This window comes from Flavobacterium nitrogenifigens (assembly GCF_003254565.1).
GTDB classification, from domain to species: Bacteria; Bacteroidota; Bacteroidia; order Flavobacteriales; family Flavobacteriaceae; genus Flavobacterium; species Flavobacterium nitrogenifigens.
In genome coordinates this window covers 142717-159993 of sequence record NZ_QJRI01000182.1, presented here as the reverse complement: position 1 = coordinate 159993, position 17277 = coordinate 142717, and the positions used below count along the sequence as shown (strand labels likewise).

At 28.9% G+C, this 17277-nt stretch carries 15 protein-coding genes; all 15 read right to left on the bottom strand.

Annotated features, from left to right (window positions below):
* Nucleotides 1-40: 40 nt before the first annotated feature.
* The 15 genes from DM397_RS22375 to DM397_RS22305 all read right to left on the bottom strand — a co-directional run bounded on the left by DM397_RS22375 (nt 41) and on the right by DM397_RS22305 (nt 17274).
* On the bottom strand, nt 41-1027 hold the full coding sequence (locus DM397_RS22375; protein ID WP_142479103.1) for a hypothetical protein: 987 nt from the start codon (nt 1025-1027) through the stop codon (nt 41-43).
* A 17-nt stretch (nt 1028-1044) separates the two neighbouring features.
* Entirely contained in the window at nt 1045-2574 is a 1530-nt protein-coding gene (locus DM397_RS22370) for a glycosyltransferase family 2 protein (protein ID WP_111379863.1), read from the bottom strand.
* The gene (locus DM397_RS22365; RefSeq protein ID WP_111379861.1) at nt 2574-3728 is read right to left on the bottom strand and encodes a glycosyltransferase family 4 protein; all 1155 of its coding nucleotides are present in this window, start codon (nt 3726-3728) and stop codon (nt 2574-2576) included. Before DM397_RS22365 ends, DM397_RS22370 begins: the two co-directional genes overlap by 1 nt.
* A 33-nt stretch (nt 3729-3761) precedes the next feature.
* Complete coding sequence (locus DM397_RS22360) at nt 3762-4877, bottom strand: acyltransferase family protein (protein WP_111379859.1); 1116 nt, start codon at nt 4875-4877, stop codon at nt 3762-3764.
* Nucleotides 4849-5532, bottom strand: a complete 684-nt coding sequence (locus tag DM397_RS22355; protein WP_239457900.1) for a hypothetical protein — start codon at nt 5530-5532, stop codon at nt 4849-4851. The genes DM397_RS22360 and DM397_RS22355 overlap by 29 nt, the downstream gene beginning before the upstream one ends.
* A 214-nt stretch (nt 5533-5746) precedes the next feature.
* A complete protein-coding gene (locus tag DM397_RS22350; protein WP_111379857.1) occupies nt 5747-6628 on the bottom strand; it encodes a hypothetical protein in 882 nt (293 codons plus the stop codon).
* The gene (locus DM397_RS22345; protein WP_111379855.1) at nt 6628-8061 is read right to left on the bottom strand and encodes an MBOAT family O-acyltransferase; all 1434 of its coding nucleotides are present in this window, start codon (nt 8059-8061) and stop codon (nt 6628-6630) included. The genes DM397_RS22350 and DM397_RS22345 overlap by 1 nt, the downstream gene beginning before the upstream one ends.
* Before the next feature lie 3 nt (nt 8062-8064).
* A complete protein-coding gene (locus tag DM397_RS22340; RefSeq protein WP_111379853.1) occupies nt 8065-9027 on the bottom strand; it encodes a hypothetical protein in 963 nt (320 codons plus the stop codon).
* 13 nt (nt 9028-9040) lie between these two features.
* The gene (locus DM397_RS22335; RefSeq protein WP_111379851.1) at nt 9041-10468 is read right to left on the bottom strand and encodes an MBOAT family O-acyltransferase; all 1428 of its coding nucleotides are present in this window, start codon (nt 10466-10468) and stop codon (nt 9041-9043) included.
* A gap of 6 nt (nt 10469-10474) precedes the next feature.
* Nucleotides 10475-11872, bottom strand: a complete 1398-nt coding sequence (locus DM397_RS22330; RefSeq protein ID WP_111379849.1) for a glycosyltransferase family protein — start codon at nt 11870-11872, stop codon at nt 10475-10477.
* 101 nt (nt 11873-11973) lie between these two features.
* The gene (locus DM397_RS22325) at nt 11974-12849 is read right to left on the bottom strand and encodes an N-acetylneuraminate synthase family protein (protein WP_111379847.1); all 876 of its coding nucleotides are present in this window, start codon (nt 12847-12849) and stop codon (nt 11974-11976) included.
* Nucleotides 12836-14002, bottom strand: coding sequence for an acylneuraminate cytidylyltransferase (locus DM397_RS22320; RefSeq protein ID WP_111379845.1), 1167 nt, complete (start codon nt 14000-14002; stop codon nt 12836-12838). The genes DM397_RS22325 and DM397_RS22320 overlap by 14 nt, the downstream gene beginning before the upstream one ends.
* A gap of 7 nt (nt 14003-14009) precedes the next feature.
* Nucleotides 14010-14915 (bottom strand): hypothetical protein, encoded by a 906-nt coding sequence (locus DM397_RS22315; protein ID WP_111379843.1) that lies wholly within the window; start codon nt 14913-14915, stop codon nt 14010-14012.
* 1 nt (nt 14916) lies between these two features.
* The gene (locus DM397_RS22310; RefSeq protein ID WP_111379841.1) at nt 14917-16353 is read right to left on the bottom strand and encodes an MBOAT family O-acyltransferase; all 1437 of its coding nucleotides are present in this window, start codon (nt 16351-16353) and stop codon (nt 14917-14919) included.
* Between the two features lie 39 nt (nt 16354-16392).
* Entirely contained in the window at nt 16393-17274 is an 882-nt protein-coding gene (locus DM397_RS22305; RefSeq protein ID WP_111379839.1) for a glycosyltransferase family 2 protein, read from the bottom strand.
* Between the last annotated feature and the right edge of the window lie 3 nt (nt 17275-17277).

The window sequence follows — 17277 nt, the reverse complement described above, 5'->3', positions numbered from 1 at the left end:
TTGTTCTGTATATATCTTTACCATGTTTTAGAAATTATCTTTAATTTATTATGGTATTAAATTCACTATCTCCTATTATAGCAGCATATTTTGAAAAGCTGCTATAATACATCTGGTCAATTGTTACTAAAAACACAAGTTCACTTCCTGCTAAATAATAAAAATCGAGAAATGTTTTAGAATGATAATCAGCATCAGAATTATTATTTTCTATATGTTTTGGCACTCCTTCCAGAGTCTTATAGTTAGTTGTAGTTCTAACGTGATTTAAAAAAAAATTACTGTCAGAAAACACGTATGCTACTTTATCAGGGTATTGGTTCGCTTTATCATTAATAGCTTTCATGACTTTTTGTGTTAAATCTAGTTTTTCTTTTTCATTCAAAATCATTTTTGTTGAATCTGAAAAATCTCCCATTAGTGTAGCAAATCTAGTATGGAATGCTATCCTTGATTCAGAACTAAGAATGTTTAATTTTTCTTGCAGATAATTTGAGGTTTTAAATAGATGGTCATAATTATTTTTCCAAATAAATTTTATCTCCTGTTCGTTTTTAGTTGGATACAACTTGGCTAAATAATCGACATTGCAATAAACAAAAAAAGTTTTTGCTTTAGATTTCTCAAAAATTTTAAGAGGAGTTATTTTGAAATCATTAATTAAATAAACAATTTTAGAGTTTAAAACATTATACTTAAGTTCTTTTTCATTGATAATCCAATCAATTGCATTTGGTTCTAAAAAGTTTGTTAATTCAAATGGATGTGTGAAGAAAATTTTAAATTCAAAATCTAAAATTTTAGAAATCTCATACAAAGAAATTATCCCTTTTAACCGATCTACTAATCCTCCATGGGGCAAATTACCATCAAAACAGATTACAATCTTTCTTTTTTTCTGTTTGCTAGTAAAATTAATTTTCTTAGAATAGTATTTTAGTAAAATCAATTGTTTGTAAAAACGCGCAATTTTCTTTCTGAGTAACTTCATATAATTGTCAACTTCATTAAATTTTTCCAGTTTCAAAATAAACTATTGCATTCTTATATTTTTTTACTCCAATCGACACTTAGATTCCATCCTTTTTTAAATGAAACATAAAAATCAGCCCAATTAAAAATAGATTCTTTTCTTATGGATTTTATGAACAGTCTAAGTTTGTACCCATAAATTTGTTTTTGATTCAAATATTTCTGTTTTGTATACATAATAGTTGGCGATGGCTTTGGCTGGCATTTTTCATCTGTCCATGGAAAATGAGGTTTAATTCTAAATCCTCCAAAAGGAGCTTTCAAATGTAAAATGGCTGGATCAGGAAAATAGATTACATCAAAACCTTGTTGCCTTAATTGCATACCGAAATCAAAATCTTCGCCGTAACCAAATTCTAGGGACATTGAAAAAGAAACATTAGCTAAACAGCTTGATTTTATAAAACTATTTCCAGAACCAAAAATCCCTGTTTGATGGATGTCTTTAAATAGTAATTCTTCATTTTTTTGCAAATATGATGTCGTAGCAACAAAGATTCCAAATTGTTCAATTTTATTAAAAATATTGCCAATTAAATTTTCATCAAATCTATTATCATCATCATTTAAAAAAACCCATTCGCTCGAAACTTGGCTCAAAGCAACATTTCGCGCATTACAAGCTCCTGTTTGATGAGTAAAAATATGTTTAATAGCAAACGGCCATTTTTCTGAAGTTAAATAATTTAATTCACTTAGACTTCCTTCTATAGGATTTTGCTCTACAATTATAACATTTTGGGGTAAATGAGTCTGTTTTGCTAAATCTTGCAATACATCATACAAGCAGTCTCTTCTCCCAATCGTTGGAATAATAACATCAATAGTTTTAGATTCCATAATTTTTAATTTTGATTTAACCGATATTTCAGCTAATTCAAAATTGATTTTATTCCGTTTTTTAAATCGCAAAGAAAACAATAAAGGCGCTATTGGAAAACGTTTTTCAAAAATTAAGAAATTTAAAAACAGAATGAATATCCAACGTGTACGATAATGTTGTTTCACAAACTGAAATAAAGTGTAAACATTTGCACGTTTTACTGGAATTGAGATTGTTTTATCAATAATGAGCCTTGGTTCTGAATAGCAAAACAATCCTTTCATCGATGCTATTTTTGCTATACTATGTAAGAAATAATCAAAGTTATTTCCTAACTTAATTTTATTTTCAAATTGCAAAAGCGCTTTAGAACTAATTCCTCCCACGGCACTGCTAGTTAACCAAGTCGGATAACTAACCTTTTTATTAATATTTAAAAAAGCAGACTCATCAATATATCCAATGCCATTAGAAAAATATTCTTCAACATCCTTATTGAAAGATACCATGATTCTATCATGATGAAAAATTTCATCTAGAGCATCCCAATTTATATTAGATTCTATATTAATATGACTCCATATTATTCTGTCTGTTGGGAAATTTTTCGCCAATATCATTAAAGTTGAAGCAATATTTAAAGAAGTTTCAAATGAAATAACTTCTCCGTCTTTACAAACTTTTACAACTTTATTATTTTGATGACAAACAACTACCATTAGATTTTCTTATTGATTATCTTTTTATAAAATTCAACATTTTCTTTCACCAATTTATTGATATCAAACTGAGATTCTACCTTAATTCTAGCTTTTTTTCCAATTTCCTGACAAAGTGAATTGTTTTTAAGTAACTGAATAATTCGATTTGAATAAAGATCATGATTTGAAGGATAAACCAAATAACCGCTTTCTTCATCTACAATAAGCTCTTGTGCCCAACCAATATTACTATTTACGACAGCTTTTTGCAGGGCCATTGATTCTATTGTTACCATTCCTAACGTTTCTGCAAAAGTCGGGAACACACATACATTTGCTTTCTTTATATAAGTTTGAACTTCATTGTACGGAATTTTACCTAAATAATGGACATTTTTTAAATCATCTTCATTAAATAAGTTTTTCGTTAATTCCCAAGTAGATTTTGTACCTGTTTTTATATCAAACGAATCTGCTCCTATTAAAACTAATTTAGCGTCTGGAATAGCATTATGAACTTTTCTGAAAATTTCAGGTAATTCTAAAACTCCTTTTTTTCTAATTAGAGTTCCAATGTATAAAATCAGATTTTTTTCAAAATTTTCAGGTAGTTCATTTTCAAAATTTTCAAGATCCAAACCGTTATAAATGGTTATGATTTCTCTTTCTTTTATATTGAAAAGCTTTTTTGAAACCTCTCCGGTAAATCTTGTTGGTGAAATGAAAGCTTTTGCCTGATTTATAGCTAATTTTTCAAACCAAAAGTTTTTACGTTTCTGCTTTCTTTTTTCCAAATGACAAAAATATGCATCACTTCCGTGAAAGCGAATTACCAGAGGTGCATCTAAATTCATAAAAGCAGTAATTCCGGTCCAGTCAGGAGCTTCAAGCAATTCAATCTTTTCTTTTTTAATAACTGAATTGATGTAGTTCTGAATATATTTTCGATGAAAAAACCAACCAAAAAGTTTATACTTTTTATTTTGAATTAAATGAATCGTAACCTCATTTTCTTCCAAAATCTCTTGTTTTTTCTGACCATAAACAAAAACAGTAACTTTAATATTTTCGTTACTCAATGCTGTAGTAAGATTTTTTATACTAGTTCCTATTCCAGCTGCATAAGCAACTTGAGGATGAGGAAATTCAGACGTTAAAAAAGCTATATGCATATTTAATTGTTTTTGAAAAAACAGTTTTTTATTTTAATTATCATTTTCTGTCTTTAGAATAATTCTTTTAGCCAAATTCTGAAACGGTATTTCAATTAAACGATAAGTTAAAGTTGAAATAAGAATTGAAAAGAACAAGATTAACATAAATCGTAAGAGTAAATTAATTAAGCCGTTGTTGCAGAAATCAATTAAATGAAACTTAGCTAACCATGCTATAACTATAAAATGTATTATGTAAATACTAAAACTTATTTTGCCAATATATTTTATGAATGATTTAGATAAAAAATTAAGTTTTCCTTTACTCAAAAGAAGAGCAAAGACCACGAAGATTATACCGAAGATTACATGATTTAAATATAGAAAATCAAGTTTTGATCCAATTTGCAATGGAAGCAAGACGAAAAAAAAGGCAAAATGTTTATTCTTAACCAATTTTATATTGTCAGGATTTTCAATTAGAAAATATAAAATTATCCCTAATGCGAAAATTGGTAATTGACTTGGAAAATAATAGAAAATGAATTCTCTCCACAAATAGGTGTCTGAAATGAAATTTCCATACTGGAAAAACTCCTGTAAAACCAATTTAACTAATAAAGTAAGGTTTAAAAATATAAATCCAGAGTTTATATTTTCTATTCTTTTAAACAAGAAAGGAAAAAGAATATAAAAAAACATTTCGACTGTTATGGACCATCCGCCTGGAACAAAACTATTAATCCAGTAAGGACTTAAACCATGACAATAAAAAAAGTTAGAAATCACATTACCAATAGTAATATGAGGTTGACTTGCCTGCCAATAAGGAAGATTGTACATTATCCTAAATATATAATATATAATGCCTAAATAATAAATTGGCGCAATTCTAAAAAATCGTCTTATGAAGAAGTTTTTAACTGGACTTCTTTCAATCTTATTTCTTTTTTTATAAGATCGAAACAAAGTAAAAGCGCTAGCAATAAAGAAAAGCTGTACACCTCTTGCCCCAAGACTTAGAAATACAGATAAAAGATGAGGCAATTTAACCAATCCTTGCTGAGCAGTATGGGTAATTACCACCATTAAAATAGCTATACCTCTAATAACATCGATGTAATCTAGCTTTTCTAACTTAATCACATTCATAACTAAAAAAATCATTTAAAATTTTTGCTGTAAAAACTTTCGCCCCCATATCGTTCATATGACCACATGACGAAAAATATTTATCTTCAGTCACAATGTTCTCGTAATTGTAAATTTCAGGATACAGCTGATTAACTTTTTTAAAGTAATCATTAACTATAGCCTTTTCACACATAGGTGTCATAATTGCGATGAGATTAATATTATTCTTTTTACAAATCTTTTTAATTTCTTCATAATATCTATTCCTATGTGGTTGATAATCTAAAACTTCAGTATTTAAATTTCCACTATTTTCAGACAAAGAACTATATCCTCCATTATCAATTTCATTGCCTTTTTTATTTAAGACAGAAAAAAACATTTCTCTAAAACCAATTTTTGAGTCAAATTTCAGGTATCTATAAAACGGGATATAATAAAAACTATTAAAATCATCCAATTCTTTAAAATGCTCCTTAATCACATAAGAATCGTCAAAATAGGGTAAAAACTTTAAAAATGTTCCATCTGATTTATTTTCAGATTTTAGTGTGACATCAACATCAATTATTACATTTTTAATTTTATTCTTTTTTTCTAAAAGTAATTTCAGAACCAAATCAGACTCAAACAGCTTAGAGCCTTGCATTCCGAAATTAAATGTTTTTAACCCTTTATCTGTAAACATTTTTGTCACGAAATGATTATTTGCTCTAGACGAGCCCAATATTACAACATCATAATTTGTTGGTGGCGAATTATAGATAAAGCTAATTTTACTTCTTTTATTTGATTGGAGAAAAGCATATGAATAAACTTTGTCCATTATAAACATCAAAACAAAAGTTAGTACAAAAATTTTGAATACATAGAGTAAAAAGTTCTTCATTGCCATATATTCGTTATTTCCAAAAAAAATCTTTGATAATTCTCGCTGTAAATAATCGAGCTCCTTCATTTGTCATATGCCCACACGAAGAAAAGTATTTATCCTCTACAACTATATTTTCGTAATTGTGAATTTCTGGATATACTTTTTTCACTTTATCAAAGTAATTCATTCCAACTACATTTTCACACATTGGTGTCATAACAGCAATAAAATTGATATTGTTTTTTTTACAGATACTTTTTATCTCTTCGTAATATTTATTGTGTGGCAAAGGATTTAGATTTACAATATTGTTTTTCATATTGCCATTTTTGTGTTTTTCCAATGGATAATATCCTAAATTATCCAAAGCATTCGTTTTTTCATTTACTTCTATTTTGTAAACTTCTCTAAAACCAATTTTAGAATCAAATTTTAAATATCTGTAAAAAGGGATGTAGTACAATTCGTTAAAGTTTTCTTCTGTCGAAAAATGATCTTTTATCACTTTTGAGCAATGAATATAAGGCAGAAATTTTGTTGAAACTCCTTCAGATTCTTGGTCATTTGAAAGATTTAGATCTGCTTCTAGAATTATATTTTTGATTTCATATTTTCTTTCTATCATCAATTTCAACATTAATGAAGCTTCGAACAAATGTCCGCCACTCATTCCGTAGTTAAACGTTTTAAACCCTTTATCTTCAAACATTTGAGAAACAAAATGGTTATTAGCTCTCGACGAACCTAAAATAACCACATCATAGTTCTTTGCTGTAGAATTGAAAACAGTTTCTATTTTTCCGCGATTTCTGGATTGCATAAAAGCATAAGTGTACAATCCGTCCAAGAGAACTGCAATCAAAACTGTTAAAAGAAAAATTCCTAATATGTATAATAAAAACTTCTTCATTAAAACTGGAAATAAATAAATTCTTTATAATCAGAATAAGTTCCGAAAGCAATAATTGCCATAATTGCCAATGCCATTTTTAACCAACTTCTTTTTCCTGAAATTGGCTCTACTTTAGTTTTATTATTCCATTCTACTAAAACAAACAAACCAATCATTAATAATAATTCATAATTATATCGCTCGTTATTTAAATACTGAGGGCTAAACTCGCCATTTGTGAACATTCTTTTTAAATATAAAATAGCATCTGTAATAGTTCTTGCTCTAAAAAACACCCAAGCAATGCAAGTCAATAAAAATGTAGTTAGAATACTAAACAATACTTTCACAGAATCTAGATTCCATTTTAGAATTATGGAATCCATATTGTTTCTATTACTATTTGAAAGTAATAACGGAAGGAAATAAACAGCATTTATAAACCCCCAAACTATGTATGTCCAGTTGGCTCCATGCCAGAATCCGCTGACTATAAAAATGATGAATGTATTTCGGATTTTCATCCAAAGTCCACCTTTACTTCCTCCTAAGGGAATATATAAATAATCTCTAAACCAAGATGAAAGCGAAATATGCCAACGACGCCAAAACTCAGCTATATCTCTTGAAAAATATGGGTAATTAAAGTTTCGTAATAAGTCTAAACCAAATAATTTAGAAACTCCAAGCGCAATATCTGAATATCCTGAAAAGTCACCATAAATCTGAAATGCAAAATAAATTGCTCCCATAATTAATGAAAAAGAATTCATTGAAGGATAATGATCAAAAATAGCATTAGCATATACCGCACAAGTATCTGCAATGACCACTTTTTTTACTAAACCCCAAACAATTTGATAAACTCCCTCTTTTGCTTTTTCGAGATTAAATTCGCGTTTTTCTTTTAGTTCCGGCAATAAATGTGTTGCTCTTTCTATTGGTCCTGCAACTAGAAGTGGAAAATAGCTTACAAACAGAGAATAATCAATAAAGTTATATTCGGCTTTTATTCTTTTATAATAAATATCAATTACATAAGATAATCCGTGGAAAGTATAGAATGAAATACCAACTGGAAGAATCACATTTAGCAAAAATGGGCTTACTTTAAACCCAAAAGAAGTGAACATTTCTGCAAATGAAGATGCAAAGAAATTATAGTATTTAAAAATCCCTAAAAAGCCTAAGTTTACTGAAATGCTAAGCCAGAACCAAAACTTCCTTCCTTTTTCGGAATTACTTTTTTCGATTTGAATTCCTGTAAAATAATCTAGAAATGTAGAAAAAACTAATAAGAATAAAAATCTCCAATCCCAGCAAGAATAGAAATAATAACTTGCAATGATTAATAGGGTATTTTGTGTGTTTTTATTTTTATTAAAAACAAACCAATACAGAAAAAAAACAATAGGTAAGAAGATGGCAAATGCCAAGGAGTTGAAAAACATATATTAATTTAAAAATTCTTTAATTTTTATTGCCAATTCTTTTGAGAAAATATAGGCTCCTGTTGCATTTAGATGATAGGTATCATAATAATATTCATTATGATTGGATATCTCATTGACACGCATATCAATGAACTGAAAGTTTTTATTATTACTTTCAATTCTATTTAATTCATCGATTAAAATTTTTCCTTTTTCCGGAAAGAGCAAAGAACATCTTAATTTATGTTCTGGTGCCCAAACAAAAATAACTTTTGCATCCTTATCTAATCTTCGAAAATAAAAATAAACCATTTCTTTAATTTCTTTTCTAAAGTTAGCCTCATTAAAATCGTACTTATCTTTTTTTATTCTTTCAAGATTATGATAGTCTACTTTAAAAATCCTATCCTGTGGCGAAAAACCATTAATAGTCTTGTCATTCTTTGTAACTGAACTTGAAAAATTAGCAATTATTCCTTTTTTTAAGAGTTGAAAGTTCTGGTTGTATTTCAACAATGGGATATAGGGCAAATATTTATATTTAGCATCATATTTAGTTACAAACGAATTAATTATTTTATTGTTTATAAGAGGTGTAAACTGCCATTCATCAGGTAACTCAGTATTTTTAAAAAAATGTGATAAATCTATATTCTGAATTATCACTTTAGGTTTTTTATTTTTTTTAAGATAAATATCAAATTTAGATTGCTGTAAATTGCAACCACCAGCATTAAAACCAATATTAAAACAACTTAAATTTAATAGTTCACCTATTTTTTTTGCATTATACATGAAGTAACCTCTAGATGAACCATTTATAATTACGTCACTATTAATTTTACCCTCTATTATATTTTGCCAATCATTAATCTTAGTTCCTTTTAATTTTTTTAAACCATTATCTGAGAAATATTGAAGTCCAAAACAAATAATTAAAGCAATAAATAAAATTTCTAGAAGATATTTTAAGAAAGATTTCATCTACAAATGAATATTAAAATTGGAAATAAATAAAGTTATTCTTAATATTAAATTCTCCCAAAAGTAGAATCAATACAATTGCTACCAATATTTTAACTTTAGAAAACTTACCATTTAAAGGACATTCTATTTTTCTGTTATTCCATTCTAGTAAAACAAAATAAAGTAAAACAAATGTTGTTGTAAAACTTATTTGTTCCTTTAGATTTTGAAAAGCAATATTAAATTCGAAGATTCTTTGAATGTAATTAAAAGCCGTAAAAATATTTTCTGCTCTAAAAAAAATCCATGCAAAGCATGTTAGACCAAAAGTAAATAAAATGTTCAGCAAAGTTTTTAGTGACGAAAAACTAAATTTAATGTCTACTTCATCCGTATTGTTTCTATTTTTTCTTAATAATAGTAATGGTAAAAAGTAGATTGCGTTTATTAATCCCCACATTAAGTATGTCCAATTGGCTCCATGCCAAAAGCCACTAACTATAAAAATGATGAATGTATTTCGGATTTTCATCCAAAGTCCACCTTTACTTCCTCCAAGCGGAATGTAAAGATAATCTCGGAACCAAGATGAAAGTGAAATATGCCAACGACGCCAAAATTCTGCAATATCTCTAGAAAAATAAGGGTAATTAAAATTCCTTAATAAATCTATTCCAAAAAGTTTAGAAACTCCAAGCGCTATATCTGAGTAACCCGAAAAATCTCCATAAATCTGAAAAGCAAAATAAATTGTTCCTAAAATAAGAGATAAGGAATCCATCGAATTATAATGATCAAAAATAGTATTGGCATAAATCGCACAAGTATCAGCTATGACCACTTTTTTAAAAAGCCCCCAGATAATTTGACTAAGTCCCTCTTTAGCTTTTTCAAAATTAAATTCTCTTTTTACTTTAACCTGTGGCAGTAAATGTGTTGCTCTTTCTATTGGCCCAGCAACTAAAAGTGGAAAATAGCTCACAAACAGAGAATAATCAATAAAGTTATATTCGGCTTTTATTCTTTTATAATAAATATCAATTACATAAGATAATCCATGGAAAGTATAGAATGAAATCCCAACCGGAAGAATCACATTTAGCAAAAATGGGCTTACTTTAAACCCAAAAGAAGTAAACATTTCTGCAAATGAAGACGCAAAGAAATTATAGTATTTAAAAATTCCTAAAAAGCCTAAGTTTACTGAAATGCTAAGCCAGAACCAAAATTTACGCCTTCGATCTGAATTACTTTTTTCAATTTGAATTCCTGTAAAATAATCTAGAAATGTAGAGAAAACCAATAAGAATAAGAATCTCCAATCCCAGCAAGAATAGAAATAATAACTTGCTACAATTAATAAAGCATTTTGTGTGCTTTTAGTTTTATTAAAAACAAACCAATAAAGGAAAAAAACAATTGGCAAAAAGATGGCAAATGCCAAAGAGTTAAAAAACATAAATAATTATTTCTTTAAAAGACTATTTATACTTTCCCAGATTTTTTCAGATGCTTTAGTAGGATTTGGTCCAACAATAATCTCGAACCATTTTTTACTCTCTTTTACACTTGAAGTTTTTCCATCAATAATGTCTTTAACAATAGCTGTTAAATCCTTTTTGTTTCTTACCCACAAAGCAGCCTCTTCAGAAGGTTTCGATCTAAAATGGATGTATTTATAATTTTGTCCAATATCACGGGTTCCTTTTTTTAATTGTGGCTGCTCGTAATCAAAAAACAGACAAGATTTATCATGAGCAGAAAAGTCAAAGACCATAGAAGAAGCAATGTTACCTACAAATTCTGTATATTCACAAATATTTGTCTGTAATGCAAAATCTTCTTTTGTTGGCATGATCTCATTCCAGCTTTGTCCAACAGGACTCCATAATGGATCTATGTTCACAATTACGTCCTTGTATTTATTTAAAACCTCATCGTAACGATTGGTAAAATCTACAGGGCATTTTCGATAAATAATACCTAAAGAATATCCGTTTTGGTTTAACTCTCTAACAGATAATGCTAAATCTTCTAAATAATATTGATCTAAAGGCGAAGTCACGATATCATCTCCAGAATAACAGATGTATTTTGTATTTAGATCTAGATTATGTGCTGCAAAAAACTCTTCTTTTGATTGTAAAAGAGTTTTATCAAAATGGCTTTCAAATTGAGGGGTTCCAGTAACAAAAATCTGTTCCTCTTTTACATACGGACAATACATTAAAACCTCTTTTTTCATGTGGTCACTCCACACAAAATAGTAATCTGTTTCTACTAAAGTTGTTGCTTTCGGAAGATTATCCCATGAAAAAATAAAAGTCCCTGTTGGAATTCCCAAATCTTGAGCAGCTAAAATAGAAGCAATCGCTTGAGTTGGACGCTGATTGGTACAGAACACAAAATCTGGCTTGTGTTCTTCCAGCTGTTTTTTGCTTTCCTTGTATTTATTTGTTGTGCGTTCTCCTTTTTTTATCCTTTCACGAACAAACTTTATACCTTTATCGTTAGAACCAAAAGTTGTCAAAACATCAACCATTATGCTTTTTGCAGCATTATTTATCCCTTTATAAGATTGTGGAAAATTGTAAGTGTTATAAACTTCTTCATTAAACTTCTTATCAAAAAAATTCAGCTCCATTCTTTTGCGTGCACGACTATAAACTATCGTCAAAGGATGCACTGATTTTTCCTGAATTTTTAATTCTTTAAAACCTAGTTTCTCTGTAATAGAAAATGGCGTATTATTCCAATACGTAATATCAAAATTATTTTTTTCTCCTATTTCTTTAAAAGAGGTTAAGGCAAAATTTCGAAGTCCTACACCATCAGGTAAAAAGATAAATATGTTCTTTTTCATTTCAATTTAAATAGAATCTAATACGAAAATCTTTTGCATCTTCAGTTAGCTTCTGTCAAAAGTTAAGGCATTAATTAGTTTTAATAGAAATCCTAATAAACTTATACTTTTTTATTTTTTAGTTTATCTCTTTGAACTTGTTCGATTGGCAAAATATCAGCAGATTTAAAAGTTAAAGCTTGATAAACTGCATTTAAATCTCTTGTAAGTTTACGTAAACCCATTGGCTCTAAAGAAGCCGCATGATCTGTTCCTTTCCAAGTTCTGTCAAGAGTGTAATGTCTTTCAATAATATTAGCTCCTAAAGTATAAGCCGCCATATCTACAGCAATTCCTAAGTGATGTCCTGAAAAACCGATGTGTTTTACCAAGTGACCATATTTTTGTCTTAATATATTAATATCCAAAAGACAAACATCATCAAAAGGAACTGGATAACCTGATGTACAATTGTATAAAACTAAATCTTGGTTTCTGCCTTTTTTAGTAAAGAATTCAACCAAAGTATCTGTTTCATCTTTAGTAGTCATTCCTGTTGAAATATGGATTTCGCCTGAATAATTTTCGCTTAGCCATTCTAGCATTTCGAAGTTATTATTACAAGCAGAAGGAATTTTAATAAATTTTGGATTTAAGGATGCAATCTCTCTTGCCGAAGTAGTATCCCAAACTGATGTTGAATACGTAATTCCGATTTCATCACAATACGCTTTTAGTACTTTATGCTGTTCAACATCGAATTCTAAAAACTCTCTATGCGCGCCATAAGTTTCTCCATAAGAATTAGAAAAATTTGGGTGTGGTGCATTATATTGCTCTTCTGTAAGAAGCTCTTTATTATTACGTTTCTGGAATTTTACTGCATCTGCGTTTCCGAAGATTTTTGCAATTTTAATTAATTCTTTTGCTATTTCCATTTCACCTTTATGATTGCATCCAATTTCGGCAATCACATAAGGTTTTTTAAATTCCTTCATAACGTTTGTTGTACTTTAATAAGATTTCACAAGTTTCACGTATTGCTCCAGCTCCAGATTTATGTGTCAGCAGATAATCAGCATTTGCTTTTACAATATCGGTTGCATCTGCAGGAGTAAATGACCAACCAACACTGCAAATATTAGCTAAATCATTTACGTCATCACCCACGTACGCAACGGCGCCAAAACTACTATTTCTCTCTGAAAGAAAATGTGTTAAAAAAGAAAATTTATCTTTTATCCCTAAAAAAGTATGTTTAATCTGCAATTTCTTCATTCTCTGCGCTACTAACTCAGAATTTTCTGAAGTCATTACGATCACTTCAACATTATTTTGCCTCAAAATTTCCAATCCCATTCCGTCACGCATATCAAATTTTTTAGCCATTTCACCATTCGCATCATAATAAACACATCCATCGGTAAAAACACCATCAACATCTAAAACTAAATAATCTATGCGCTGATGCACTTTCTTTTTCTTCTGACGATCTCCTAACAGTTTTTCCAGAATATCCCAGTCCGACAAGCTATCTATTTCTACCAAAGATTCTTCTGGCATTTTTACTAAACCTATTGAACCGCTTAGTCTGTTTTTTGAGTTTAGAAAAGCTTCTTTTGTAGTAACATATACTGCTCCATTTTCAATAAGCAATCCTTCAAAATCTTGACGTCTCGGTCTTTTAAAAACATTATAATTACTTGGAGTTCCGTCTGCGTTCCAGATAAAACGATGTGTATTTACGACTGTTAATGCTGATTCCTTTTTATTGATCAGGATTTCGTTTAATGTTGCATTAATATCCTGAGCTTTTGTCATCGGAGAAGTTGCTTGCAATAGACATAACAAGTCAAAATCATTCTTTACAAGCTCTGCAAATTCTAGCATAGCACTCTCTGTTGACGCAGTATCAGAGGCATTTTCATCATTTCTTAAAAGTGTCTTTACTTTTGAAGTCCAAAAATATTCTCTCTTAATATAGTCTATAATATCCTGATCATCTGTAAAAACATAGACCTCATCTAAATCAGAAAAAATTGCTTCGGTTAAAACCCATGAAAAAAGCGGGCGCCCGAGCATCTTTTTTTTATTCTTTCCTGGAATTCCTTTTGAGTTCTTACGAAGCGGAATTATGGCGGTTTTTTTCATCTTATTGTTATTTATTCAAATTTATGAACTTACTTAATTCACTTGTAAACAGCTTTGCTCCTCTTATATTAAGATGTGATTCATCATGAAAATATTCTATCTTTTTATATCTAAAATCTGTTGTATCATAAACAAAAAAACGATTTTCTGGTAATGAAATATCTTTTATTCTATGTTCGAGTGTTGAATTATAAACTCTAAAATTAGGAGCAAGACAATAAATTAATTTTATATTGTTTTCTTTACAAATTTTCTGAAACTCAAGAAATGCTTTCTTTTTATCTTTAAGTTCTTCCTTAACTGGATAACGAACTTTTTTATCATCAAATTTAAAATTATTCTTTCCAGATTCTATTGAAAAAGGCATCGATCCGCACTCTAAAATTGGACTTTCTTTAGTCACTCCTTTTTTTCTAAAATTAAAACTATTCCGGTTTAACCTTGCTAGACAGAAAATTTTTGAAAATTTACTTTTGTCATCCAGCCTAATCAATTCATCATTTATATAATTATACTTCTCTAAAGGATACATTTTGTCGTATCTATAATCGAATGTTTTAACATATAAAAACTCGTATGGGTTATCCAAAGAAAGAACTATCGTTTTAGGCTTATTATTGAATTTTAATAGTGTTTTCAATAAAAACAAATGAAATTGAACATTGGAACCTGCATACGAAATATTATAAGCTGTTTTTCCTGTTTCCTTTTCAATTTGCTCTGCAATAATATTGTAAGCACCTCTTGAGGATCCCATCACAATTAATTCTTTATTAATCTTCCCATTTAGAAGAAGCTCAAGTCTATGGTCTTCTTCTAGTTTAGGCGCTATGAATAAAAAAATATAAAATAGTTTATCTAATGCAAAAAAGACTAAACTAAATAATAAAACCCTTAGTAAAAATCTTTTCATACTAAAATTGAAAATAAATAAATTCTTGTTCTCTAGCTCCAAAAATAAAAACAAACACGATAATTATCATATACATAGACCATCTAAAGAAAGTGTTATATTGAAATTCTAATTTTTCGAGTGCATATTTGTTTCTTCTTCCTAACCATTCTATTACAATAAAAAGTAATATCAATAAAATTAAATACGTCGGTCTTTCTGTTGGCAGAGAAAAAAATGACTTAGAAAAAATACCTGATATAAACTGTAATGCATGTTTTACGTTTTTTGCCCTAAAGAAAATCCAAGCCAGAACTGTAAATGTAAATGTAGTAACCATCATTACAAACTCTTTTATACTTGGCAATTTGCTTTCTAATGCAACTATTTCTATATGACTTCTGTTCTTATTTAAAAGTAATAAGGGCAAAAAATAAATAGCATTCAATAAGCCCCATATTATAAAAGTCCAATTTGCGCCATGCCAAAATCCGCTAACTAAAAAAACGGCAAAAGTATTTCGAACTTGACCCCATCTTCCTCCTTTACTTCCTCCAAGTGGGATGTATAAATAGTCTTTGAACCAAGATGATAGTGAAATATGCCAGCGACGCCAAAATTCAGCAATATCTCTAGAAAAATATGGAAAAGAAAAATTTTGAAGAAGTTCTATTCCAAACAATCTCGATACTCCTAAAGCAATATCTGAATAACCTGAAAAATCACCATAAATTTGAAAGGCGAAAAATATAGCTCCAATTGCTAAAGTGCTTCCTGAATATTCAGTCGAATTATTAAAAATCAAATTAGCTTGAATTGCGCAATTGTCAGCAATCACAATTTTTTTAAACAATCCCCAAAGTATTTGTCTTAATCCATCTACAGCTTGCTCGTAGTTGAAGTTTCTTTTCTTTTTTATCTGAGGCAATAAATGTGTTGCACGTTCTATTGGTCCCGCTACTAATAATGGAAAATAAGAAACAAATAAGGCATAATCAATGAAGTTTTTCTCTGCTTTGATTCTATTTTTATAAATATCAATAACATAGGACAAGCCATGAAAGGTGTAAAAAGAAATCCCTATTGGTAAAATTACTTGTAGCGACCAAATATTAACTTGAAAACCAAAAATTGAAATTAAATCTTTTAATGATTCTGCAAAAAAATTAAAATATTTAAAAATACCTAAGAAACCAAGATTAACAATTATACTTAACCAGAACCAAAACTTTTTTTGATATTGACTCTTTGCCTTTTCTATTTGAATTCCAGAAAAAAAGTCTAGTAATGTTGAAAAAATAAGCAGAAAAAGAAAACGCCAATCCCAACAGGAATAAAAAAAGTAACTTGATCCCAAAAGGAGTATATTTTGGATTTTCAGGCTTTTCTTGTTTACAGACCAGTAAAAAATAAAAACTACTGGCAGAAATAGAGCAAAAGTTAAAGAGTTAAAAAGCATTCTTAAATTATGTATTTCATACTATTCCGATTAATAAAATTAATATTGAACTCCTTTCAACAATTTCATTCTTTGTAATGTTTGATTTGAAACAGGTTTTCTGAACTTTAAAACCTTGAAAAAATTATGGGTCGCCGCAAAAACGGCCTTGAAAAATAATGAAAAACACTTCTTGTCTGTTAATGCATACTTTTTAAAGTTATGTAATAACAGCTTTGCTATTTTTAATATTGGTTTAGGATAATATACTAGATAATAATAGATTGAATTTTTAAGTTGTTTCTCAAATCGAAAATAATTTCTGCCTTGGGCTAGGCGCTTTTTTTTATCAATTCTATGATTAACTACAATTTCATTATCATACAGAATTTCGTATCCTAAATCAAGAACCTCAATTGACAGACATGATTCTTCGCCATAAATATCAATCCAAGTAGGAAATCCTCTTGTTTCATCATAAACACTTTTTTTAACTGCGAATCCACATCCAATAAAATCGGCCGTCTTATATTGTATTAATTGAGTTTGTCTGTTTTTAAATGCATCTTCATCTGTAGAAAACAAGCCTCTCACCTCTTGAAAAGCAATTATGCCAACATCAGGAAATTGCAAAAATGTATTTTCTATTTTATTTACAAAATTTTCGCTAATTGGGTGCGCATCATCATCAAGTCCTACCAATATATTTCCTTCTGCTTTTTTATAAAGGAAATTTCTAGCTGATGAAGCTCCTACACTTTTTTCATTCCATGACCATTTAACCCAGTTATATTTAGCAATTAATTTATGTGTTTCTTTACATCCGTCAATAAATACAAGTACTTCATGCTGCGTAAAATCTAAAATTCCTAATAACTTTTTAAGGGTTAATTCAAGTTCTTGAACTCTATTTTTAGTTACAATTAGTGTAGAGAGTTTCATTAT